This is a genomic window from Legionella sp. MW5194 (genome assembly GCF_016864235.1).
Taxonomy (GTDB): domain Bacteria; phylum Pseudomonadota; class Gammaproteobacteria; order Legionellales; family Legionellaceae; genus Legionella_C.
Window position 1 is genome coordinate 226,399 of sequence record NZ_CP045732.1, and the last position, 21,051, is coordinate 247,449.

Here is a 21,051-nt window from a genome sequence, read left to right on the forward strand (position 1 = left end):
CATGTTTTTATTGGGATGCCGTGCCCGTGGTCTGCACGCACTGATCCCAGAACCAGTTCAGACTGTCTTTTATTATGTACTTGAAAACCGTACTATTTATTATGGTACTAACCCATGATGGTTATAAAAATTAATATCTATTCAAAAAAAGTTAAAAAATTTGTCTATGCCGGTATCGCTTTGGCCTCTGTCTTGACAATAGGAACACTGGGCTATTGGTTCATCGGTGAGGGTAACTACTCCGTGGTGGACAGTTTTTATATGACGTTCATTACCATCGCCACCATCGGTTACAGTGAAGTGATTGATTTGGATAATAACCCCCTGGGGCGATTATTTACTGTTTTTATCGCGCTTTCCGGGATAGGGGTTGCTACCTACATTATTACCAATCTGACTGCGTTTATGGTCGATGTTGAAATTTCCGAAGTACTTATGAGAAAAAAAATGAATAAGCAAATAAAAAAGCTAAAAAATCATTACATTGTGTGCGGGGTTGAAGGAGTGGGTTTTCACATTATTAAAGAGTTGGCGCAAACAAAGCGCACGAGCGTCATCATTGATGTCAATCGAGCGCACATTGACAAATTGGTGGATGTTTTTCATGGCCAATTATTTATGGTGGGTGATGCCAGCGACAGTGATGTGTTAATGGCCTGTGGTATTAACGAAGCCTTGGGCCTTTTTGCGATTACGGGGGATGATAATGAAAACCTTGTTATCAGTCTGACGGCTAAACAGCTTAACCCCCACCTTCGTGTGGTTGCAAACTGTCACGATCTTAAGAATGCCGAGAAAATGAAAATGGCCGGTGCAGATGCGGTGGTCTCCCCCAGTTACATCGGCGGTATGCGCATGGCATCGGAAATGATCCGTTCTACAGCAGTCTCTTTTTTAGATACCATGCTCAGAGACAGAGAAAAAAATTTACGCGTTGAAGAATTCACCGTACCCGAGGCCTGGTTTGGCCACGCCATTGAACGTTTGAATTTCAAACAATATCCCAGCTTACTGCTATTAGCTGTTAAAACAGAGGCGGCCTGGATTTATAACCCCTCGCCTGCTTATGTGCTGAACGCCGGGGATACGTTGATTTTTATGATCACGCCGGAGGAGAGGGGGGCGTTGGAAGCGGTTTTAAAATGTTATGCCGCTCAAGGTGACTAAAGAGTTGCTTTGTTTAAACTATCAGAGCCCTGTGTTAAAATTAAATTTTGTTAATGAAGGATTGCTGTATGAATATTGTACAGATATTTGAGCAACTGGCTAGGACAGCTCACCATAAAACAAATTGTATTGAATTATTAAAAGACGAGAGTAGTATTCTCCAGCAATTATTTTTAAACAACGATGCTTCCGCTTTAAGAGATTTTTTTAGTGAAAAAGCGATGTATGCTGATCGAACCACCATTTTTGATCTCTAAACTTCAGAATGCTGTTGTATTAAGACATGCAAGTCAATTCAAAATCCTCACTGGTTGTTGTTGGATCCGGGATTAAGTTTTTTTCTCATTTGACAACCGAAGCCATCGCTTATATACAGCAATCAGACATTGTGCTTTATTTAGTAAATGACCCGGTTCTAAAGTCATGGATACAAAAACAAAATCAGAATACGGAATCATTGGATTTTTTATATCACTCCTGTTCATTGCGTGCAGAAGCTTATCAATCCATTACGCATTATGTTTTAAAACATCTCTATCAAGAAAAGCATGTCTGTTTTGTCTTGTACGGTCATCCCAGTATTTTCTCCAAGCCAGGGCTTGAGGCTGTTAAACAAGCACGAATGGCAGGTTATTTTGCTAAGATTTTACCAGCAATCTCTGCCGAAGATTGTCTTTTTGCCGATCTAGTGATGGATCCAGGTTCGTCAGGATGCCAATCATTCGAAGCAACGGATTTTTTAATCCATCAGCGGCAATTCGATACCTCAAGTCATTTGGTTTTGTGGCAAATCGACGCGGTTGGTATTATTAATCATGAATCAACAAACAATAAGAAAACCGGTCTTTTACTGTTATTGGATTATCTTAAGCGTTCCTACCAACCTGCAGATGAGATTATTATCTATGAAGCAGCACAATATCCAGGTTTTGAACCGATTATAACCAGAGCCCAGTTACGGGACTTACCGGATATACAATTATCAGCGCTCTCAACTTTATATATACCTCCTGTAAGGAAGGCCCCTTGCGATCCGATATTATTAAATGCCTTAGGATTAAAATAATGACCGATTACTTAATAACCTTTGCCAGACAATACGCAGCAAGCTATAGGGGATTACCCAGGCAATGCTGGCAAGGTATAACTTTAATTGGCATTAGTACTCTTACCATGGGTATTTGCTTTTTTTTATCACTGTATTTTGTAAATATTCGTCATTTTACGCCATTTATGTCCGGATTATTTCTTTCGGGCTACGGATTAGGTACTGTATTAGGAGGATTTATTGCTGGTAAATTATCCGATAACTTTCCCCCTAGACTTATTGCGATTGCCAGCCTGTTAGTTCAATCTGGGGCATTTTCTCTTTTAACTTGCCTGCAATCGCCCTCTCTGTTAATGGTTAATTTATTTTTGCTTGGATTTTCAGCTTATGGATTTAAAACATCCAATCATGTCTGGATGCTTAGCCTGTGTAAAGGCAATGCCAACTTGCGTTATAAAGCAATTAGCCTTTCTCATGTTGCCGGAAATTTTGGCTTAGGGTTATCTGGTATTCTCACTGCAGGAATCACTTCCTATGGATTTCAGTCTATTTTTTATTTATCAAGCCTTCTACTGTTAGGCTCTGCACTTTATCTCGTATTTCAAAATAATCTTAAAATAAATATCCCTTTACAAATCAAGGAAGAGCTTTATGACAACCTTAAAACCAGCTCTAGAATAATCTTGATATTGGTTATTTCATGTGTTTTTTTTGTCGGACTAATAATTGCACAACTAAGTGCTACGTATCCTTTGTATATTGAAACTTCCTTTCCCTATTTAGGAGTTAAGGCAGTGAGTATTTTATTCATTTTAGATACGTTCCTGATTGTCTTATTTCAAGCCCCATTAACAACATTTGCCGATAAACAAAATAAATTGTTGGTTACAGGAGTTGGGGCTTTACTGATGGGCTTTGGAATGCTGGTTCTAATTTATTCCTCTCTCTTTTTTCTGGCTATTGTTTCCTGCGTGATTTGGACAACCGGTGAAATGCTCTTTGTGTCTACCGCTCAACTTCTCTGTTATGAGAACAGCAGTAGTCCAAAAAAAGGACAAAATCTGGGATTATTTCAAACTACCTTTGCAGCAAGCAATGTTATTGGGCCCATGTTAGGTGGTTTTATTTACCAGCATTGGGGTGGAAATTTACTCTGGTATTCCAGCATGCTTATAGGGACAATGTGTTTTTTGCTGTGTTGGTATTTTAGCAGAATCAATACTGACACAACCTCTTAAAAAAGTGGCATCAGCTGCAAATATCGCTTCTGAGGTATGTGGAAATAGAGTTTGATTGAATCGGCAGTCATTATCTAATAGCTCGAGAGAGTCTTTAAGTATGTTATGAGTATCCAATGTATTGTGAAAATAGTTAAATTGAACCGATTTTGCTATTTTTCCAATAATAGTGTCAGAAGATAATGCGCCTTCTTTTGATAATTCTCCAATAAAGACATTCATAATATGCTCTAGTTCTCGCATATCATTTATCGTACTGGAGGCTAGGCGTGATCTTGGTGAAAAGACGCGAGTAGCAGGGTGTTGTAAGGAGTAATATATTGGGAAATAATCAGTTTCAAAATGGAAATGCCCAGGTTGCATTATGGTGGGTTTGTATTTTTTTAAACCATAAGATTCCACAAACACTTGTTGTAAGATATCCAGGGGCAATGCGTCATTATTTGTCGCCGGTGCATAACCGGGAACTGCACCTAAAGCGGTGGCGAACAAATGTTTCGCTGTATCTACAAGATAAGGATTAGGCTTTAGATTGCACTTTTTTTGAATGACCGAAAAAGTAATGTCATAATAAATTCTGTTTCGTTCATACTCATATCGATCCCAAGCCAATTCATGTAGATATTGCTTTAGACTTTTCCATTCAACATCATTATGTATGCTTGTTAACCAATTCTCCGAAAAATATACTACACAACAACGCCAATTTGAACGAATTGCATCACTATGAACTATTTCTTTAAAAATTTTCCAATGCCCATAAAGCGATTTTGCAGGACGACTCTTAATATTAAAATCGCGCTGTAAATTTGAATGATTCGCTGCCGCACCGATATGAGGTAGCATAAATGCAGAACGCGCTCCTGCCGTTGAAGACAATAGTCCGTTAGGAGTGTAAACATGACTTTTCCTTTTATTCAGGATTGTTGATAGGGGGAAAAAATCGCCGGGTTTATAAACAAGCCAAGGAATAGTAATTTGCTCACTTCCCAAATCAATAAAGCACTCAAGTTCTTTCTCAAGGATAATGCCAAGAGGTGTGCCGTTTGCACTATAGCCGAGATGCTCAAGAATATCTCGAGGGACATGAGGGTCTGTTATTCTATAGTAATTACCATCCATACCTGGAAATAAAGAGCTGCGTGTATCGGCATCCGTATCTCCATAAGGATAATAAGCAATATAAAGTGGATGAGATTGTTTCGGTGATAACCGGTCCACAATATCAGTAAAAACAGGTTCAATTTTCGCAAAGCGATGACGAATGTCTGACCAAAAGCATTTTACCAACCCATTCCCTTCATCAATCTCTGTAAACATCAATACAACATCCTGTCTGTTCGGTAATGCGTAATAAAAGCGGTGATTTTAGTTTTTCGAAATGATCTCGTCAACGAGATTTTCTGAATATTTTTTGATTAAATTGAATCTTATTCGCCTCTAAAATTGTTATGAAAATACGATAATTTTTTTTTGATGTATTCAATGATTTAATGCAGCGCTTAAGTAATCCCAGCAAAATTGAAGGAGGGAATTGAAAGAGGTGCCAAATTTAAGGCTGACTTGAGAGATAGGATATTACAATTAGTGATGTTCGGTTAAATCATTCAACTACAGCGAAGTAGTATTAAGCAACATAGAAAATAGAGTATCTAATTAGTCTAATGCTTAAATAGTTCAAATCAGGAATCACATAATGATGAATGGAATAAATTTAGAAAAACACCATGCTTTACAAAGCGCGGATAATGTTCAACAAATATGCAATACTACTCTGAAAGTACTCGGCATCACCCATTTTAATTATATAAAGGTATACAACGATTGTTCCCGTGAGTTGTTAACAAATAATGCTGGCTGGATAAAACATTTCTATGAAAATAACTTATATCAATCAAAGGCAATCATTGACATAGAACATCTTTTACCAAAAGGATTCTATTTGTGGACTGAACAAGAAAAGAAAGATCCAGCCTATCTTCAAGGTCGAGAGTTTAATATTGATAATGGCATTAGTTTTGTGACCAAAACCTCTCATGCTACTTATATTTACATTTTTGCCTCGTCACCAGATAAGTATGAAATGAATAATTTTTATGTGGCTAATCTGGATTTATTGCAGCATTTTATGCATTATTTTAATGACAAGGCTAAACCTCTTATCGAACAAGCAGGAAAAAATCGAATTTATTTACCGGAGCAACAAACGATCAATCCTGACCGACTAAAAAACTTTACCTTATCCAAGACAATTAGACAGCAATTTATTGAGCAAACAAAAATTGAACGTTATTTCTTGTTTAATGAATCACAAGATATCTATTTGACAAAAAAACAAGGGCTTTGCGCCTCTTTTCTCATCAAAGGCTATACTTCCAAACAAATTGCACGTGAGACAAACCTTTCTCATCGTACTGTTGAGGGTTATTTCTTTAAAATTAAAAATAAATTGGAGGAAGCGCTCAATAGACAGCTTACGAAAACTCAGCTTATTCAAATATTACGTCAGGCCAATTTGGGATAGACACGTTTGACCTTATCTAAATAGGGGGCCTGGCTGAAACCAAGTAATGTGTAAAATTCCTTAATAGTTTACATGCGAAATAAACTGTACAGCTATAAATACGCGAATAGGTAATTATTAATTTGGGTAGTGTATACATTCAACCATCCGGGTTCCTCAAGGTCTGATATTAATAAATCACTATCCATAGAAACAGTCGCTGTATTGCAGTATAGATGGTGTCATGTAGATAATGTTTGAGTTTTTTCCGGTATCCGTATACAATTGCACTGAAAATATTCATATTGAACAATCCCATTCAATCCCCATTTGCTCGCTACAGGACATTTCATGAGTTTTGCATCCCTAGGCTTAATTGAGCCTTTAACCAATGCCGTGAAGGCATTAGGCTATGACCAACCCTCCGCCATTCAGGCTAAAGCCATCCCTGAAATTTTGCTGGGCAAGGATCTTTTAGCTTCCGCCCAGACAGGAACCGGTAAAACAGCCAGTTTTGTGTTACCTATTCTGCAAAAGACCAGCGTAAAATCGCGTGCCAGAAGTAACCGTACCAAAGTATTGATTTTAACACCCACCCGCGAATTGGCGGCGCAGGTTTATGAAAGCATTGTGCAGTATGGCGCCAACCTGTCGCTGCGTTCTGCGGTAGTCTTTGGTGGGGTAAAAATCAATCCTCAGATGATGCGTTTGCGTGCAGGGGTTGAGCTCCTGGTGGCGACACCCGGTCGCTTGCTGGACCTGCATCAACAAAACGCCATTCACTTTGATGAGGTGGACACCCTGGTGCTGGATGAAGCAGACCGTATGCTCGACATGGGCTTTATTCACGACATTAAGCGAATCATTAAATTATTACCGGAAAAACGCCAGAATCTGCTTTTTTCAGCCACCTTTTCTGATGAAATCCGCAAGCTGGTCAAAGGCATTCTTAATCGTCCGGTGGAAATTGAGGTGGCCCCGAGAAACGTCACGGCAGATGCCGTGAAGCAGGTTGTTCATCCGGTTGATAAAGGGCGAAAAAGCGAGTTATTAGGCCATTTGATTCACAGCAAAAAGTGGGGGCAAACCATTGTCTTTACCCGCACCAAACATGGCGCCAATAAATTGGTCAAGCAATTGCAGACCTCAAACATCCATGCTCAGGCGATTCACGGTAATAAATCACAAGCCCAGCGCACCAAAGTGCTGGCAGAATTCAAATCCGGTGAATTACACATCCTGGTCGCCACGGACATTGCGGCTCGGGGGCTGGACATCGACCAGCTGCCCTGTGTGGTCAATTATGATTTACCGCAAGTGGCGGAAGATTATGTGCACCGCATCGGTAGAACAGGACGTGCCGGCGCTTCGGGGTTGGCGGTGTCTTTAGTCAGCGCCGATGAGATTAATCAACTCCAGTCTATCCAAAAATTAATCCAATGCAAACTGCAGCGTAAAGAAGTGGAAGGTTTCGAGCCAGAGCATCATTTACCCACAGAGGTCATGAGCCGCCCGCCTGTAAAAAAGCCCAATGCGCCTAAACGTCAGGGGTTGAACGCAGGCAGTAGACAACCGCACTACCGCCAGGGTAAACCGCGAGCAGGCGCTCGGACCAAGGCTTGAATTCAAAGGCTGAGCATTGTTTGCGTCAGTGGTTTTATTCATCCTTTTTTAGGCAATGCCAAAAACAAGGAGCCGGCATGATTGATTGCATTGGCTTCCACGCCGGCCTGGTCACCTTCGCCTTTATAAACATCCACATGCGCACCCACGATAGCGCCTCCTGTGTCTTGAGCCAAACACCAGGAGGTTTTATTGTTGCAATGGTAAATAAAACTCATCCCCACCGGAATAACCTTGTGGTCTGTGGCGCAAGAAACATGCGGGGTCAGCGTTATGTTTTCAGAACCATAAGGGCCGCCTTCTTCTTTGGCAAAGAAGACATAGCTTTGATCGCGGTTTCGCAAATCGTCGGCCTGATGAGGGTTGAGACTATCGAGGTAGTGGCGAATCTGCTTTTCCGAAGCGGCGCTTTGCCTGATTTTTTGTGACACATTACAGCGTAATTTAGCCTCATCATGGCATTTGGGATCGTGAGCGCAGCGCTCGATGGTCTCCAGGTTGCCACCGCAGGTAGGGTCCTGAGCGCATTGGACGATGCGGCCAAGCATGGTGCGCGGTCTGCCGTTGGCTCCGGCGTAATTCACATGAAGGAATTTGCCATCCAGCACCAGGGATCCAGAGCCTTCAACCATTAAAAAAGCCGGATCATTGGGATCCTTCACGTAGCCAATGATGTGTTTTTTGTCGAGGGCGCCGTGTTCAATTTCTTCTCGGTCGGGAACCATCGAATAGGTGCCGTTTTTATGTTTAAGGCAAAATCCACGCGCCATGTTTGTCAGCGGGTCAACGCCACATAAGGGGCCTTTTAAGTTCAATCGCTTACTTTCCAGCGCGGCATTGACAACACCCGGATTGCCATAGACAGGGTATAAAAAGGCACCACCCCGTTGACTGCGTGCTTCAATGGCGGCGGGGGCATAATAAGCCGTAAATTGGAATTCCCCCTGCTTAAATCCAGCATGGTTTTCAGGCCAGCCTTCACTTTGATACCAGTCAAATTCTGTTTTAAGCGTCGAAACATAGGTTTTAAAGTTCCCATGGGCCGCCTTCGCGAGCGCGAGCATTTTTTGATTGGTACGAAGGCACCAATCCTGCCGGTTAAGTTGCCGGTCGGCAATGGTTATCCTTTGGAACTCTCCGCGGCTTTTTTTGCAGTTTTTAATCTGATGATTTAAGGCGCGGATCACTTCATCCATATTGCCCGTCAGGTGTGTGAAGGGGAGTTGTGAGGCTGGAATTTTATGGAATTTAAAGCGCAGAACACCAGGCTCCCTGGCCGCCATTTTTTGCCGGGTGGTGTAGTCTGCAAACCGTCTGACATCCAGGCAGCGCTGGATTGCATCGGTTGGCAGTGCAGCGTCTGCAAGTAAACTGAAGGTTATCAGGGCAAGAAAAAAAACGGAACGATTCATGGTGTCCTTCTTGTCGGTTAGCGTCGGGCGTTGCCCATTCATTGACTTTGCGATGAGGGATTATATCGGCTGTTGCCGGGCCATTAAAGAAAAATAAAGACCTGCCAGTCTACCAACGTGCCATTCGGCTTAATCAAGCCACTGCCTGAATCAGGCAATGGTTGAGTCTGAATCCTGCCTCATCCCCTTGTTGCGATAAACGCCGACGTGCGATAATCGGCTGACGAACCTTTTTTTCTGTAAGTTATGCACGCATTAAACATGATTCTGGCCAGTGCCTCGCCAAGACGCCGCCACCTCCTGGAAGCGCATGGTTTCACTGCGCGAGTAATGCCTGCTGACATCGAAGAAATACCGCAGCCGAATGAAACGGCGAAAGCCTACGTGACTCGTCTGGCGAAGGAGAAGGCCGAGGTGGTTTTATCACGGATAGCAATTAACGAAGCCGATGTCATTCTGGCGGCAGATACGACGGTGGCTTACCACAACGACATTCTGGAAAAGCCCCGTGATGCAAGCGATGCCTATACCATGCTGCAGAAGCTAAGCGGTAAAACCCACGACGTCCATACAGGCTATGCCCTTGTTTTTTTACCCGCCAAACGCTGGATTGTTGACTGCGTAACCACCACCATTACTTTCCATACCCTGAGTGAAGAGCTGATACATCAGTACATTGATTCTGGTGATCCCTTCGATAAGGCTGGAGCCTATGGGATACAGACTGTGCGCGATACCTTTGTGAAAGAAATCAGAGGCTCTTACTACAATGTCATGGGGCTTCCCATTGAGGACATTCTGCAAAAAATGCTCGAGCTGCTCCCAGATGATCGATTGAAAATCAGCCGTCCAACGCCGCCATGACAGCCTGTCTTTGTTCCCCGCTTAAGGTGGTCAACGGCAGGGTTGCTTTACCTAATAACGAATACAACTCATGCGAAACGTCGGTTAAAGCCAGCAGGTGATTGGTAACCGTCTCCGTATCGGCGCGTGTTATGGGGCCTGTCAGCGAAGCGCGCGGCGATTGTGTATGGCCTAAATTAGCCAGCGTGCCTTGCATTAGGTTCAAAACGGCCCTCACCGCCACGGTCTCATCGATTCCCGCGTCACTCAGGCATGACAGGGCCTGGTTGAACAGTGTAACCAGGTAGTTCGAGGCGAAAACCCCGGCGGCATGATAAAGCGGCTTTTTCGTTTTGTTGATGGCAAAGACAATGGCTCCCAAGCCCTGCCATTGCTCAGTGAGCGCGCTGACGGCAGGCAAATCCCCTTCCACCGCACAGTAAGTGCCGCTAAATTCCTGTACGCTAAGTGCGGGTTTAGCGAAGCTGCGCATGGGGTGGATACTGGCTGTATAACAGCCTTTTACTCGCACGGCATCGAGGGCATCACTGGTTAGGGCGCCGCTGCAATGGACGACAATGCCACCGGGTTTTAAGTCGCTTTGGCTTAAGGCGGCGCTGACGGCGGCAATACAGGAATCCGGGGTGGTGATGAAGGTGATGTCTGCCGGGGGCAGTTCTTCGATGGCAGGGCACCATTTTCCCTGACCAATGAATTGCAATGCTGCCTTGGCGCTGGCTTCGGTTTGATTGCAGACAAAGCCTATCTCACTCCCTTTTTGTCTGGATAACAGCCAGCCCAGGGTTTGTCCTACCCGGCCTGCACCGATGATATTGATTACCGCCATTTAAATCTCCGCAGGGATGTTGCCAAATTGTATCTATTTTTTGCAGTTAAACTCAACTTGTTGTAAGCACTGGCGGTTGACTTGCTCAATAAAAATACATACTATGGTTTGAGTTTCCCACTTTTTGGCTCACATGGCTAGTTTAGATACATACAGAATGATGATGCGCAGCCTGGACACTGTTGTCGAGGTTGGTGTGGTCTTTTTGTGAAAAAGCGTTAACAAACAGTCTTCTCCAATACCGGTGTCCAGGTCGTCACGGTTTTACCCGCGCATAATTCCGTCTCGAGAATGCCAGTTTCTGTCCCAACTGAGCTGTTCTTACGGCACCAAGTGAGATTAAGATGAAAGGAAAATTAAATTATTACTTCTCAGATTCCGACAAGGGCTACGACTCTGTCATTGAAGAGGGTAACGACAACTACAAAGCCCTGGGCCGAACGCCTTTTGGCCATACCGCCTACAGCCGTTTTTTTGGTTCGGAAAAAGAAGTCCGATTTGTGGTTAAACAGCCCAAACCGATTTACTGGCGGGGCGATAAGGGCGAGTTGAATGACGAGGGACTGATTGCCAAGTATTTGGCCCATTATGAGATGGAGTTAAGCAAGTGGAATCAGATTCATCCTGAGCATCCCGCCACCCTCGCCGTCGATAAGGGTCTCCGCTTGATATTACCCTGTTTGCCGGGAAAACCGCTGATGTCGATATTGTATCAGTTTCCTTCCAATCTCAGCGAGGCACGCGATCAGCTGGCCTATTGTAAAATTGTCCTGGCTGTTTTTAAGGAGGTCAGGCGTGTTCACGAGTTGGGTTTTTGCCAGGGTGATTTTAAGTGCGACAACCTGTTAATTGATCAGATCCATGAAGGGAAATACCGTGCTTACCTCATTGATTGTGATGGCCTGATTTTAAAAAGCAGCCTGGACGGTGCTTGTCCACCGGAATGGCAAATTATTAATCACCTTCTTGACCATTCAGGCCTGATTAAAAAGGAGGATGAGAGCGTGTTTCAGGATTACGTTAGTTTAAAGACGATTAATGTTGCTCTGACCCCAACGAAAAACATGGCGAGTGAATTGAATGGTATCCAAGAGGAGCTATCCCACCATGGCCCAACCCTGCTTAAAGTCAGGGATGTTGTTAATGGGAACTATAATTATTATGTTTATGGGTGCCTGGCGGATGGGAAATGGGGATTTACAGCGCTTGACAGAGGAATTGTCGATTCCGTCGAAATCAATGGTTTTTCCGGCAAGCTGCACGGCACTGCGGCTAGTGCAATCGTTCCCCATATCGAGAAGCAACACGGGCATGCCAGCCTGACATTGGATTTAGCCATCAGGCGCCTGAAATCGGCCATAGCCGAGCTGGAACTGAATTTAGGTTTTGAACCGATTCGGCTGACTTAACCGGATAAAACCTGCTCAAAAGGCAGGTTTAGCCCATGCTGTGAAAGCGCATGCCAAGTCCTTGCTTCATTTGGGCTTGTCGGCTGTTGGGATGGCAAGGTAATCGATTTTATTGTTACGATCCTCTAGCTGTTCAAAAAATCCGTAAGCATGCCTTGGCTTCTCGGTCGTGGCTTGCGTTTTGTCTGATAATGAAACGGGTTCTTCACATGAGCCCTCTTGAATCAGGCATTCGTCATCGAGGTAATGGCTGTCCCTTGGCAACGGTAAGAACGATTCATCCGTGAGGTAACCTGATCCAGAGGCTGGCCGCGCTTGCTCAGTGGGCTTATTGTTTGCCACGGGCCTGGGTTGTAAAGAGCGGCCAAAGTTCGATAACGTATTGTTTAAAAAAGCAAATGGAGATGCCTTGGTCATACTTCCCGAGTCCAGGATGGATTGGGTCTTGTATTGGACAAGTTTCCCAGTCTGCGGGTAATTGCAATGGTCTTCATAAATCAGATCCTGGTTCTCGGCAAGATGATGAAAAAAAGTAATTTCGGAAGCCATCTCCTCACTGGTGGGCTTGTAATGCCCGCTTTCATTACTGAACAGGCATAAACGCCCCTGATCAAAAATCAAATGACCGGCAGACAAGACTTTTTTGCCATTACTCAGGTAGGAATGATGACCAACCTCGCCTTCTTTAGCCGCTAAAAGGTGGCCGTCCAGAGTACGTACATAGAGATAACGCCCATGAAGTTCTTTTGTCTTATCGTTGGAGTAGCTAAAAATGCCCTGTTGGCATTCGAGTTTAAATAACAGTTGGGCGATAAATGGTTGAAAATAAAGGGACTGCCAGCCAAGGCGTTGCGATATCCGCTCGTTTTTTCTCTCTTGGCGAAAGGCATTTTTTAATTTAATGCCTCGGTTATTGCTGATAGGCATAACGAATAAATATTGGTTAATATTAGGTCATATTAACCAGTATTTATTAATAAAAAATTAAAGAGTGCGCCCATAATGTTATCTTTACAGTTTATTTTCGAAGCGAGCGTCAGTCAGCCCATCTCTCATTAAGCAGCGTCAAAACCTTTTCAGGCGGACGTCCAATCACGGCTTTACCGCGGTAGGTCACAATCGGGCGTTGCATTAAAACCGGGGCTTTGTGCATGGCGCTTAAGAGTTTTTCTTTATCACTCAGGGACAAGCCCCACTCTTTAAAAATGGTTTCCCCGCTGCGGACGAAGTCTTTAAGCTCAAAATGAGTGCTTAACGCGCGCAATTGCTCAAGGCTTAGCGGTCTTTTTAAGTACTCGACTATCACCGGTTTGAGGCCTTTGTCATGTAGCAGTTTTAATGTTTCCCGGGACTTCGAGCATCGGGGATTATGGTAAATCGTGATCGTTTCCATGACATCGCTTTTTTTGCCGACTTGAAAAAATCATAGCATGTCAGTGCGTTCAAACAATAGTGGTTACATCCTAAGCCTGCTAAACATCAGGAGCGATAAGCAGAGTTTGGCGCTTCTGTGCCATACTCGGGTAAAGGATCGCGCTCAAGCGAGGCGGGGGTTAACACAGTGACACTGAGCTTGACTTTGTCACGGAATGCACTGTTGACGTCGCCATTGAGGTAATTTAATTGGTCAACACCGGCCCATCCTTGTACGGATTGCATAAAGTCTTCACGCTCATCGAGCTCAATAAACACTTGCCGATCCGGGTCAATGAGGTAAGCATCCTCTTCATCCCGATAGATAAGGTAAGCATGATCAATGTCTTCGGATTCAAGACTTACCATCATTAATTCACCGGGTTTTAATTTCCTGATTTCTTCAAAAAAACCTGTTGGCTCTTTGCCGCGTATGTCGTCACTGCCATGACGGCTATGTATGAATTGTTCAATTGGATCGTAACCCTCCTGGTGGGATGGGATTTCCGTGGGTTCCGCCCCTCAAGCAATACCCGCGCACCCTCAATGGCACACCATTGGCAATTGCCGGTGTTTTTGGGGACACCGTTCACATCAATGGGGTTAATTTTTTTAAGTTTTTGTAATAGCTCATCTTTCATGGCGGCCTCACTAAATGTCCTTTTTAAGTATAGGCTTAAAAAAAGCAATGATTATGACGGGGTGCAGGATGGAATGGATTGAGCAGCGCATTATTCAATAAAGGGGATTACGGATAATGCCCAGTTGGACCACTGGGCACTTCAGGTTTAACTGCGCGCGTTTTTCAGCCTGTTTTCTTCGCTTAAGTCATCACTTCCTGATTCGTTCTTTTTCCCATAAACCGGACTGTTGGTGCTGCTCATTAACTCTGCGAAGGTAATCGGGGACGGATCGGATTCAATCACACGAGTTGCTGGTTTGGTTGACTCCTTTTCACTACCTGACTTTTTATTGGTGAGCACAGGCGCCAGCGGATTAACCGCTGGTTGTTTGGCGTCTGATTGGGTCTCGTCAGGGGCATCGGGGTTTGGAAAGTCCAGTTTGTACTGATTATCTTCCTGTTTATTGTGATTAACGGCAAGATAAACTAATGCGGCGGTAATCGCCAGGGCAAGCAGTACGCCTACACCAACAGGGAGCATGGTGGACATGATGGTGCCGAACATCACGGCGGGCAGCAGGGTGCTGACACCGGTTAAGGTAGCGAAAGCCACCAATGAAACCACGGCGAGGATCGGGACGTATTTGAATCCAATGACGTTTCGATCACTGTTTGCAAACCAGGCTGCTTTTTCTTCAACCGTATTCGACATTTCCGTAAGTCCATCCCTCTGATACTCGTTTAAACCATCTTGGAAGTCGTTCCATTGTTGATGGGCTAATCGATACTCATCTTCCCCCGCCATGTAAATTTTCTTTTTTCGTCTCGCGACCACATCGGCAATGATAACCACCAGGGGGAGGACAATCGCCATAACTGGCAGGACAAACAGCGCGGTCGGCACAAAAAAACCAGCAATGAGCGCCGTGACAAAAAATAAAATAGCGGCTGGAAAGGCTAAGGGAGCTACCGCGGCGATACCCCAGGCAATGCCTTGTGCCGCAGGTTTATTGGATTGAATCATGCTGTGTTGTTGCGGCTGATGCCCGAGCATGAAGTAAGGCAGGTTGCTTTTAGCTCCGAGCAGATCATTCAAAATGCCATATCCCATGGCCATTAAAAAAACCATCCCACCGGCAAAAAGAGCGCCGGCTATGACGGTCAGTACAAAGGGTGCGGCAAAAAAGCTTAACGCGGCAAAGCCTAAAATGGCGAGGATGGAGAGGATGGAAACAATAATTCCAAATTTCAGAGAGCCTCTTAATCCACTATTGTCAATCTGTCCTATCATGATTTACTTCGCAAAACGATTGAGAAAAGCTATTGTATTAAGGAATACTTAAGGAATTCTTAAGGAAGTATTCATTTTGACTAAAAATTGATCATTTTTCGCAAAATGGTTAGTGCACGAGTGAACAGCATAAGGACAACGATATGAATTCTCCCTGCCCTTTGGGCCCCAGACTGCAGGTATACTGGGACAGGCGATATGATTTTTTTCATCGCTTTGATGAGGGTATTCAGCTTGATGCCGAAGGTTTGCATACCGTTATGCCAGAACAGGCTGCCCTGGTTCAGGCGCAGCTATTTCATGAGGTTGATTGTGTTCTCGATGGCTTTTGCGGTGTCGGCGGGGCGGCGATTGCTTTGGCACGCCTCGGCAAAAAAGTCATTGCCATCGAGTTGAATGCCCAACGGCTTGCCATGGCCAGACATAACGCCCGAATTTACGGGGTCGATGAAGCGATTACCTTTGTGCACGGGGATTTTTTTGAAGTGGCGCACCAGTACAGCGCGGATGCCCTGCTGGTTGACCCCCCGTGGGGATGGCCCAGGTACCGTCCGACGGATCGCTTTTTGTTAGAGCATTTTGAGCCGCACGGCAAAAAAATACTTGATTTTGCCTTGTCTCGCAGTAATCAGGTCATTTTGCGGGCTCCCGTTCATTTTGACACGGCTGAATTAGAGTCCTTCGCTGTCAATTACCAGTCTTACGATAACATCCTGAATGATCGGGTGATTTCAAAATCGATCCTTCTCTATCAAAAGTCATTGAAAAGTTAAATCCAAAGCTTATGAACCCGGGTCTTTGCGGGTGCTGAGCAGAGGGCATTGCCTGACGCGTTCCGCCCAGGCGTCAATAGCGCTTGGGCTCAGGAACATCAGATCGCCGTCAATGTCCTGTTGGTTTTCAAAAAACAGCTGGTCAAAAATGGTGGGTTGAAGGGGCATAAATCCCAGTTTGAAATAAAATCGCCCGGATTTGCGAGCAGAATAAAGACAAATGCGACCTTTACAGCCCAAAACCTGGCTTTGTTCAAAAATGGCCTGGATCAGGATGGTTCCCAGCGAATAATCCCCCTGCATCCTCGATTCAATGGCATTGAGGACAATGACGGACTCTGTACCATAGGCAGACGTCAAACACTCGGATTGATCGAGGACATTAAAATGCGCATGAGCGGCGACTGTCTGTTCGGGTGTAATAAGAAAATAGTAATGCATGCTTGGAAACAGCTGGGAACGGATGTGATAAAGGGTGAGAGCGAGGGAGTTTCCCGTCGCCTGGTGTTTGGGAGCAACGGTGAGCCGGGTGATGGGTGTGTAATCAAACTGGCTTTGGTGGGCCGGGGGGGCGTGGTCATGATGCTTAAGCGGGTGAAGAATGACTTCGTACATGTTTTTGGCGAGTGCGTCACACAATGCCAGCCGTTTTGATCCGCCAGGACCAGGCAAACAGGTTAAAATATTCTGGGGTAATTGTTTGACCTGGCATGCCAGATGCCATTCATTCGCATGCGAGAAATTCATCCTGGTCCACGCATTACGCATCATTTTTCTCTAACTGCCAAGGGCGTCCATTTCAATTATAGCATTTGCGCTACCAGGGCTTTACAAGGAAGAGGGGGCTTTGTTAGCCTGTTTGATTTATTATTGACTGTATTTCGCTTATGAAAATGACCTTATCGCTGGGCTTGCTTGTTTTAACCTTCAGTATTCAGGCCTTCGCGTTTTCCTGCCATGAGCCTCAGCCCATTATTCAAAAACCAATCCAGTTTGATAAAGAGCGCGTTGCGTTGACGCGCGACTATCAACGGCATCATTACGGCATTGATTCCGAATCCATCGCCATTGAGCCTAAGATGGTTGTCTTGCATTGGACGATGCTGCCGACCATGGACATTGTTTTTCGTCTGTTTAATCCGCCCGCCTTGCCCAAAAATTCGCCGCGGCGTAACGAATTACCGGGGGATTTAAACGTGTCCAGTCATTTCCTGGTGGACAAAGACGGTCGCATTTATCAGTTAATGCCGGAAACCTGGATGGCGAGACACAGCATTGGCTTAAACCACTATGCCATTGGCATTGAAAATGTCGGGGGCGTCGATGGCAAGGACGACCTCACGGAAGAACAGGTTCGTGCCAATGCGTTTCTCGTGTGTTACCTCAAAGCCAAATACCCTCAAATCGAGAACGTGATTGGTCACAATGAGTATTTAAATTATAAAAATACGCCCTTATGGCTGGAAAAAGATCCGAATTATTATACTGATAAAACCGACCCGGGCCCCACCTTTGTCAACAGGGTAAAACAGCGCATTGCTGCCTCCTAAAGGGCGCGATAGTGCAACAGGTAGTGTTTTTGCCATTGCAGCCCATTGTCTTTCGCGATAATCCGCAGCGATTTGACGCGCTTGGCGCCCAGCACAGGGTCTCTGCCAAAAAGCAAAGCGAATTCCTTGCTGTTTTCGATAAGGGGGGACAGCAGAAAACCGGATTTAGCCATGCCGGCAATCAGGCGATAGTGTTTTTTATGGCCATTGGTTAATTCAAGCTCAATCACCAATGCGGAGGGCTTGTACAGCCAGGTCAACAGATGCCCCAGCCAATTGGCCTTGATGTCTATCGCCGCAAAAACGGGTTGTGTGCCGGAAGGCAAAGTGATGGTTTCTCCCAGTGTGTGCGTTTCAGTGACAGTGAACGGCAGCGGTTTTGCAGGTTGGCGCTGTTTTTTTAAAATTAAAAAATCCTTGACTAAATAAACAGGATAATACGCGGTGAGTAAGCCAGGCCAGGAAGCCCCGTCTTCCAGAGAGGGAAGCCGTTCATCAAGAGGCTCTATTTTAAACACAACCGTATCCGGTGCTTTTTCTGCCAGATGATTTGCATTCCTAAGGGCCATGGCTTCTGAAAAAACCGAATAACTTTGAAAAACCGGCCGCGGCGACCACTGTGCCCCGGAGGCGATTAAAAAATTCTGCTCAAATGAATAAATGTCGCTTTTTCCCGGCAAAGGGGGGAATTTGACCAGATTAGCCAGGTAATCCTTTAATAAATAAAAATCCCTTTCTCGCCAATGCCTGTCGGCAATATCCATTTTCAGGGCGGATAAGACATTACTGCACGTTACCCTCAAATAGGTTAAAGGCGAATAAGAGGTAAACTCCGTCAGAATATAAAACCAGGTCAATACCGCCAACAGCATCATGGGTAAGAGACGGGTGGACTGTATCACGGTTGGCAGCAGGAAAGCCGCCATCAGGATGGCGGTAGCTGCAATGAGGGAATGACCAAAATGCCGGACAAATCCTGCCTTAAATGCACAAAATAAAAACAGGGAAAACAGGGCGGTAAGAAAAATCCTGTCAATGCGTTTTAAGCCAGGCTGTTTGGCAATGAGAGCGATTAGCACCATCGCCGCGATCAGAAAGGCGAAAACGTCCCGACCATTACCAGGCGACGCCATGGCTTCGGTGTAGCCCATGGCCAATTCAATTGAGCGCCATAGATACATGGGCAGATGGGCAAGGGGCTGATTGGCCAGGCTCCAAAACGCGGCTAAGGCCAGAAAAAATCCAATCCAAAAGCTTAACAGGGTTTTGTGCTGCTTTTTTAGGAATAAATAAACACTGGTGCTTGAGAGAACGAGCAGGGTAAACAGCAGCAGGGTTCCTTTAATGAATATCAATAAAGCCAGGGGGGCGGTTGTCAATGCCAGCACGCTTCGCGGAGGAGCAGGGTATTTAAATACCATTAATCCCAGGAGGAGTGGATAAGAAAGCAGCAGGGCATCGCGTGAATAAACCATCATCAGGAACAACAACGCCAGGGCAAACCGCCATCGCCAGGCGATACCGTGCGTTAACACCATCAATAACAGGCCGTAGCTTAAGGCAAGGTAAAGACAGCCGCCATACATCAGGTGGGCGGTGTCCGGATGATACGCTTTCGTGTAAATGGCCGCATAAGGTCCCAGTGTAAATACAATATCCCGCCCAAAAATCAATCCCTGCGATACGGCCTGATTAAGCGCTAATGCCCAGGATGCATCAATGGTGAATCCCGGCATGACCGGTGAAAAGGGGATAAAAAGCGGTAAAAGCAGGAGCAGCAACAAGGCGTTAAAGCCCCAAAGGAGCCATGGTTTGTATACTGCGGGTGAATCCATATCTGTTCTGAAATAGCCGTTTAGACGCTATTATGCCAGAGATTAGCTAAAATGCCTGGTGGGAAATGAGGCCACAGGATGATTTCAATGGTGCTAGAAATTGCTTATAAATCGCTGCCCACGTTAAACTGTTGCCCCCTGTAAACGGTAAGGATTTTTTATGCCAAAATTCACTGAAGCCTTGTTGGCCGCAACCTACAAGAATGGCAAACCCAGCGGTGCACTGACGGACGTGCATGCCAAAGCGGAACATCACCGCTTTAAAAAGGACTATCTGTTTAAAGACAAGGCCATACCGAAGGGAGTGTATGCTTCTCGCCTGATTCAACATTATTTAATTATCCAAAGCCTGGAAGTGCATCTTCAGGCACTTTCCACAGAAAAAGAATCAGCTGTCAGCGCTTTTTTTATTTTATCTTACTTAAACGAACTCTGGCGCACGCCGGCCATTGAGAAGGATTTGCAGCAACTGGGCATTAATCCGAAAGACATCAGGCCGAGTGAGGTTGCTCCTGCAACGACGAAGTACCTGGAAAAAATCCATAATGCATCCCCGCAGGCGCTACTGACCCATTTTCTGGTGCATGTCGCTGGGTTTATGCATGGCGGTAATATCATTCTCAACAAGTACATAAAACCCAGTAATGAATTGACCGATTATCACATCTCAACCCATCAATATGATTTTTCCGCCGCCTTTACCCGCTTGCCTGAAAAAAGCCGTTCAACCCTGGGCCTGTACCAGGAGATGATGACGCATCTTGATACCAGACAGCTTTCATCAACTGACTATGACGAGGTGGTTAACGAGGCCCTGTGTGTTTATGAAGCCATGACCGGGATTTATGACGACCTATGTGAGATGCATGCCCGTCAACCCCTTGTTTCATCCTCGGCAATTGCCAAGGTCGGCGTCAGTTTAATGGTTGTCGCCTGGGTATTAAAATGGCTCTTTGATTTATTCAATCCAGTCGCCAATAGCCTGCCGGCAGCCACTCCTTAATGATTGTTCCCTCTGCGGTGGCTGATGCAGGCCACCCGATCCCCCTCCTTTGCTGAATCAAATCCCGCTTAAAAGGTAGTTTTTACTGGTTTACGCAACACCCAATCTCTCACATCATAGCGCCACCTGAGATTAAGACATGCAGGCAGGGTTCAAGAGGAACGTGCAGGCATAAAAAATAATCTCAGGTGCTAACTGCCTGGCAGCAATGGAATAGTGTCAGGCTTCATCAACTACGAAGGAGTAATTTTATGGAAAAAAACAACGAGCGAGTCCTGGCTTATTCAATGGCTAAACCCTTGTCTGAAAAAGAAATGATGGAAGTGGCTGGAGGTGCGGCCAACTACACCACCAGACACACCTTTCGCGTAACAGGAGGTACGGGGCCATCTGCAGATGTGGCTTATGATGTAAGCATCGATTGGTAACCTAACAACACGGGGTCGTAAGGGGCCCCGTGCAAAAGCGACAGGG

General features: G+C 45.2%; 22 protein-coding genes. 12 read left to right on the top strand and 10 right to left on the bottom strand.

Annotated elements, in window-relative coordinates:
• Positions 1-114 precede the first annotated feature (114 nt).
• The 4 genes from GH742_RS01075 to GH742_RS01090 all read left to right on the top strand — a co-directional run bounded on the left by GH742_RS01075 (position 115) and on the right by GH742_RS01090 (position 3,453).
• A complete protein-coding gene (locus GH742_RS01075) occupies positions 115-1,167 on the top strand; it encodes a TrkA family potassium uptake protein (RefSeq protein WP_203455775.1) in 1,053 nt (350 codons plus the stop codon).
• A 68-nt stretch (positions 1,168-1,235) separates the two neighbouring features.
• The gene (locus tag GH742_RS01080) at positions 1,236-1,424 is read left to right on the top strand and encodes a hypothetical protein (protein WP_203455776.1); all 189 of its coding nucleotides are present in this window, start codon (positions 1,236-1,238) and stop codon (positions 1,422-1,424) included.
• A gap of 26 nt (positions 1,425-1,450) precedes the next feature.
• A complete protein-coding gene (locus GH742_RS01085; RefSeq protein ID WP_203455777.1) occupies positions 1,451-2,233 on the top strand; it encodes an SAM-dependent methyltransferase in 783 nt (260 codons plus the stop codon).
• Entirely contained in the window at positions 2,233-3,453 is a 1,221-nt protein-coding gene (locus tag GH742_RS01090) for an MFS transporter (protein ID WP_203455778.1), read from the top strand. Before GH742_RS01085 ends, GH742_RS01090 begins: the two co-directional genes overlap by 1 nt.
• Here GH742_RS01090 and GH742_RS01095 read toward each other — a convergent pair.
• Entirely contained in the window at positions 3,364-4,773 is a 1,410-nt protein-coding gene (locus GH742_RS01095) for a hypothetical protein (RefSeq protein ID WP_203455779.1), read from the bottom strand. The two genes, GH742_RS01090 and GH742_RS01095, sit on opposite strands and share 90 nt — an antisense overlap.
• A gap of 376 nt (positions 4,774-5,149) precedes the next feature.
• Between GH742_RS01095 and GH742_RS01100 the strand changes: the two genes are divergently transcribed.
• Together GH742_RS01100 and GH742_RS01105 are read left to right on the top strand one after the other, a co-directional pair.
• The gene (locus GH742_RS01100; protein WP_203455780.1) at positions 5,150-5,977 is read left to right on the top strand and encodes a LuxR C-terminal-related transcriptional regulator; all 828 of its coding nucleotides are present in this window, start codon (positions 5,150-5,152) and stop codon (positions 5,975-5,977) included.
• A gap of 330 nt (positions 5,978-6,307) precedes the next feature.
• The gene (locus tag GH742_RS01105; RefSeq protein ID WP_203455781.1) at positions 6,308-7,579 is read left to right on the top strand and encodes a DEAD/DEAH box helicase; all 1,272 of its coding nucleotides are present in this window, start codon (positions 6,308-6,310) and stop codon (positions 7,577-7,579) included.
• A gap of 38 nt (positions 7,580-7,617) precedes the next feature.
• Here GH742_RS01105 and GH742_RS01110 read toward each other — a convergent pair whose 3' ends face one another.
• Entirely contained in the window at positions 7,618-8,991 is a 1,374-nt protein-coding gene (locus GH742_RS01110; RefSeq protein ID WP_203456799.1) for an MltA domain-containing protein, read from the bottom strand.
• A gap of 246 nt (positions 8,992-9,237) precedes the next feature.
• Here GH742_RS01110 and GH742_RS01115 point away from each other — a divergent pair, with 246 nt between their 5' ends.
• The gene (locus GH742_RS01115) at positions 9,238-9,855 is read left to right on the top strand and encodes a nucleoside triphosphate pyrophosphatase (protein ID WP_203455782.1); all 618 of its coding nucleotides are present in this window, start codon (positions 9,238-9,240) and stop codon (positions 9,853-9,855) included.
• On the opposite strand, the gene GH742_RS01120 is transcribed toward GH742_RS01115, so the two are convergent.
• The gene (locus GH742_RS01120; protein WP_203455783.1) at positions 9,833-10,681 is read right to left on the bottom strand and encodes a Rossmann-like and DUF2520 domain-containing protein; all 849 of its coding nucleotides are present in this window, start codon (positions 10,679-10,681) and stop codon (positions 9,833-9,835) included. The two genes, GH742_RS01115 and GH742_RS01120, sit on opposite strands and share 23 nt — an antisense overlap.
• Before the next feature lie 344 nt (positions 10,682-11,025).
• On the opposite strand from GH742_RS01120, the gene GH742_RS01125 reads away from it, so the two are divergent.
• Entirely contained in the window at positions 11,026-12,090 is a 1,065-nt protein-coding gene (locus GH742_RS01125) for a hypothetical protein (protein ID WP_203455784.1), read from the top strand.
• A gap of 66 nt (positions 12,091-12,156) precedes the next feature.
• Here GH742_RS01125 and GH742_RS01130 read toward each other — a convergent pair whose 3' ends face one another.
• From GH742_RS01130 to GH742_RS01150, 5 genes are all read right to left on the bottom strand, one after another.
• Positions 12,157-13,017: a hypothetical protein gene (locus GH742_RS01130; RefSeq protein WP_203455785.1), complete on the bottom strand. Its 861-nt coding sequence runs from the start codon at positions 13,015-13,017 to the stop codon at positions 12,157-12,159.
• A gap of 109 nt (positions 13,018-13,126) precedes the next feature.
• Positions 13,127-13,483, bottom strand: a complete 357-nt coding sequence (gene arsC / locus GH742_RS01135) for an arsenate reductase (glutaredoxin) (protein ID WP_203455786.1) — start codon at positions 13,481-13,483, stop codon at positions 13,127-13,129.
• Positions 13,484-13,569: 86 nt separating this feature from the next.
• Positions 13,570-13,875 (bottom strand): hypothetical protein, encoded by a 306-nt coding sequence (locus tag GH742_RS01140; RefSeq protein WP_203455787.1) that lies wholly within the window; start codon positions 13,873-13,875, stop codon positions 13,570-13,572.
• A gap of 14 nt (positions 13,876-13,889) precedes the next feature.
• Complete coding sequence (locus GH742_RS01145; protein ID WP_203455788.1) at positions 13,890-14,144, bottom strand: hypothetical protein; 255 nt, start codon at positions 14,142-14,144, stop codon at positions 13,890-13,892.
• 147 nt (positions 14,145-14,291) lie between these two features.
• Positions 14,292-15,416 (bottom strand): ABC transporter ATP-binding protein, encoded by a 1,125-nt coding sequence (locus GH742_RS01150; protein ID WP_203455789.1) that lies wholly within the window; start codon positions 15,414-15,416, stop codon positions 14,292-14,294.
• A gap of 143 nt (positions 15,417-15,559) precedes the next feature.
• Between GH742_RS01150 and GH742_RS01155 the strand changes: the two genes are divergently transcribed.
• The gene (locus tag GH742_RS01155) at positions 15,560-16,189 is read left to right on the top strand and encodes a methyltransferase domain-containing protein (RefSeq protein WP_203455790.1); all 630 of its coding nucleotides are present in this window, start codon (positions 15,560-15,562) and stop codon (positions 16,187-16,189) included.
• 9 nt (positions 16,190-16,198) lie between these two features.
• Here GH742_RS01155 and GH742_RS01160 read toward each other — a convergent pair whose 3' ends face one another.
• Positions 16,199-16,960, bottom strand: a complete 762-nt coding sequence (locus tag GH742_RS01160; protein ID WP_203455791.1) for a hypothetical protein — start codon at positions 16,958-16,960, stop codon at positions 16,199-16,201.
• 122 nt (positions 16,961-17,082) lie between these two features.
• Here GH742_RS01160 and GH742_RS01165 point away from each other — a divergent pair, with 122 nt between their 5' ends.
• Positions 17,083-17,739 carry an N-acetylmuramoyl-L-alanine amidase gene (locus GH742_RS01165; protein ID WP_203456800.1) on the top strand — a complete coding sequence of 219 codons (657 nt, stop codon included), beginning with the start codon at positions 17,083-17,085 and terminating at the stop codon, positions 17,737-17,739.
• Here GH742_RS01165 and GH742_RS01170 read toward each other — a convergent pair.
• Positions 17,736-19,574: a hypothetical protein gene (locus GH742_RS01170; RefSeq protein ID WP_203455792.1), complete on the bottom strand. Its 1,839-nt coding sequence runs from the start codon at positions 19,572-19,574 to the stop codon at positions 17,736-17,738. The genes GH742_RS01165 and GH742_RS01170 overlap by 4 nt on opposite strands.
• A gap of 160 nt (positions 19,575-19,734) precedes the next feature.
• Here GH742_RS01170 and GH742_RS01175 point away from each other — a divergent pair, with 160 nt between their 5' ends.
• Both GH742_RS01175 and GH742_RS01180 read left to right on the top strand, forming a co-directional pair.
• Complete coding sequence (locus GH742_RS01175; RefSeq protein ID WP_203455793.1) at positions 19,735-20,577, top strand: biliverdin-producing heme oxygenase; 843 nt, start codon at positions 19,735-19,737, stop codon at positions 20,575-20,577.
• Positions 20,578-20,828: 251 nt separating this feature from the next.
• Positions 20,829-21,005: a hypothetical protein gene (locus GH742_RS01180; RefSeq protein WP_160160654.1), complete on the top strand. Its 177-nt coding sequence runs from the start codon at positions 20,829-20,831 to the stop codon at positions 21,003-21,005.
• Positions 21,006-21,051 lie beyond the last annotated feature (46 nt).

Excerpts from the sequence above, each read along its gene's own strand:
- GH742_RS01090 (WP_203455778.1), top strand. The coding sequence starts at position 2,233 with ATGACCGATTACTTAATAACCTTTGCCAGACAATACGCAGCAAGCTAT.
- GH742_RS01150 (WP_203455789.1), bottom strand. The coding sequence starts at position 15,416 with ATGATAGGACAGATTGACAATAGTGGATTAAGAGGCTCTCTGAAATTT.
- GH742_RS01160 (WP_203455791.1), bottom strand. The coding sequence starts at position 16,960 with ATGATGCGTAATGCGTGGACCAGGATGAATTTCTCGCATGCGAATGAA.
- GH742_RS01175 (WP_203455793.1), top strand. The coding sequence starts at position 19,735 with ATGCCAAAATTCACTGAAGCCTTGTTGGCCGCAACCTACAAGAATGGC.
- GH742_RS01105 (WP_203455781.1), top strand. The coding sequence starts at position 6,308 with ATGAGTTTTGCATCCCTAGGCTTAATTGAGCCTTTAACCAATGCCGTG.
- GH742_RS01180 (WP_160160654.1), top strand. The coding sequence starts at position 20,829 with ATGGAAAAAAACAACGAGCGAGTCCTGGCTTATTCAATGGCTAAACCC.
- GH742_RS01110 (WP_203456799.1), bottom strand. The coding sequence starts at position 8,991 with ATGAATCGTTCCGTTTTTTTTCTTGCCCTGATAACCTTCAGTTTACTT.
- GH742_RS01165 (WP_203456800.1), top strand. The coding sequence starts at position 17,083 with ATGACCTTATCGCTGGGCTTGCTTGTTTTAACCTTCAGTATTCAGGCC.
- GH742_RS01170 (WP_203455792.1), bottom strand. The coding sequence starts at position 19,574 with ATGGATTCACCCGCAGTATACAAACCATGGCTCCTTTGGGGCTTTAAC.
- GH742_RS01100 (WP_203455780.1), top strand. The coding sequence starts at position 5,150 with ATGATGAATGGAATAAATTTAGAAAAACACCATGCTTTACAAAGCGCG.
- GH742_RS01140 (WP_203455787.1), bottom strand. The coding sequence starts at position 13,875 with ATGATGGTAAGTCTTGAATCCGAAGACATTGATCATGCTTACCTTATC.
- GH742_RS01120 (WP_203455783.1), bottom strand. The coding sequence starts at position 10,681 with ATGGCGGTAATCAATATCATCGGTGCAGGCCGGGTAGGACAAACCCTG.
- GH742_RS01115 (WP_203455782.1), top strand. The coding sequence starts at position 9,238 with ATGCACGCATTAAACATGATTCTGGCCAGTGCCTCGCCAAGACGCCGC.
- GH742_RS01080 (WP_203455776.1), top strand. The coding sequence starts at position 1,236 with ATGAATATTGTACAGATATTTGAGCAACTGGCTAGGACAGCTCACCAT.
- GH742_RS01095 (WP_203455779.1), bottom strand. The coding sequence starts at position 4,773 with ATGTTTACAGAGATTGATGAAGGGAATGGGTTGGTAAAATGCTTTTGG.
- GH742_RS01145 (WP_203455788.1), bottom strand. The coding sequence starts at position 14,144 with ATGAAAGATGAGCTATTACAAAAACTTAAAAAAATTAACCCCATTGAT.
- GH742_RS01085 (WP_203455777.1), top strand. The coding sequence starts at position 1,451 with ATGCAAGTCAATTCAAAATCCTCACTGGTTGTTGTTGGATCCGGGATT.
- GH742_RS01075 (WP_203455775.1), top strand. The coding sequence starts at position 115 with ATGATGGTTATAAAAATTAATATCTATTCAAAAAAAGTTAAAAAATTT.
- GH742_RS01125 (WP_203455784.1), top strand. The coding sequence starts at position 11,026 with ATGAAAGGAAAATTAAATTATTACTTCTCAGATTCCGACAAGGGCTAC.
- GH742_RS01130 (WP_203455785.1), bottom strand. The coding sequence starts at position 13,017 with ATGCCTATCAGCAATAACCGAGGCATTAAATTAAAAAATGCCTTTCGC.
- GH742_RS01155 (WP_203455790.1), top strand. The coding sequence starts at position 15,560 with ATGAATTCTCCCTGCCCTTTGGGCCCCAGACTGCAGGTATACTGGGAC.
- arsC (WP_203455786.1), bottom strand. The coding sequence starts at position 13,483 with ATGGAAACGATCACGATTTACCATAATCCCCGATGCTCGAAGTCCCGG.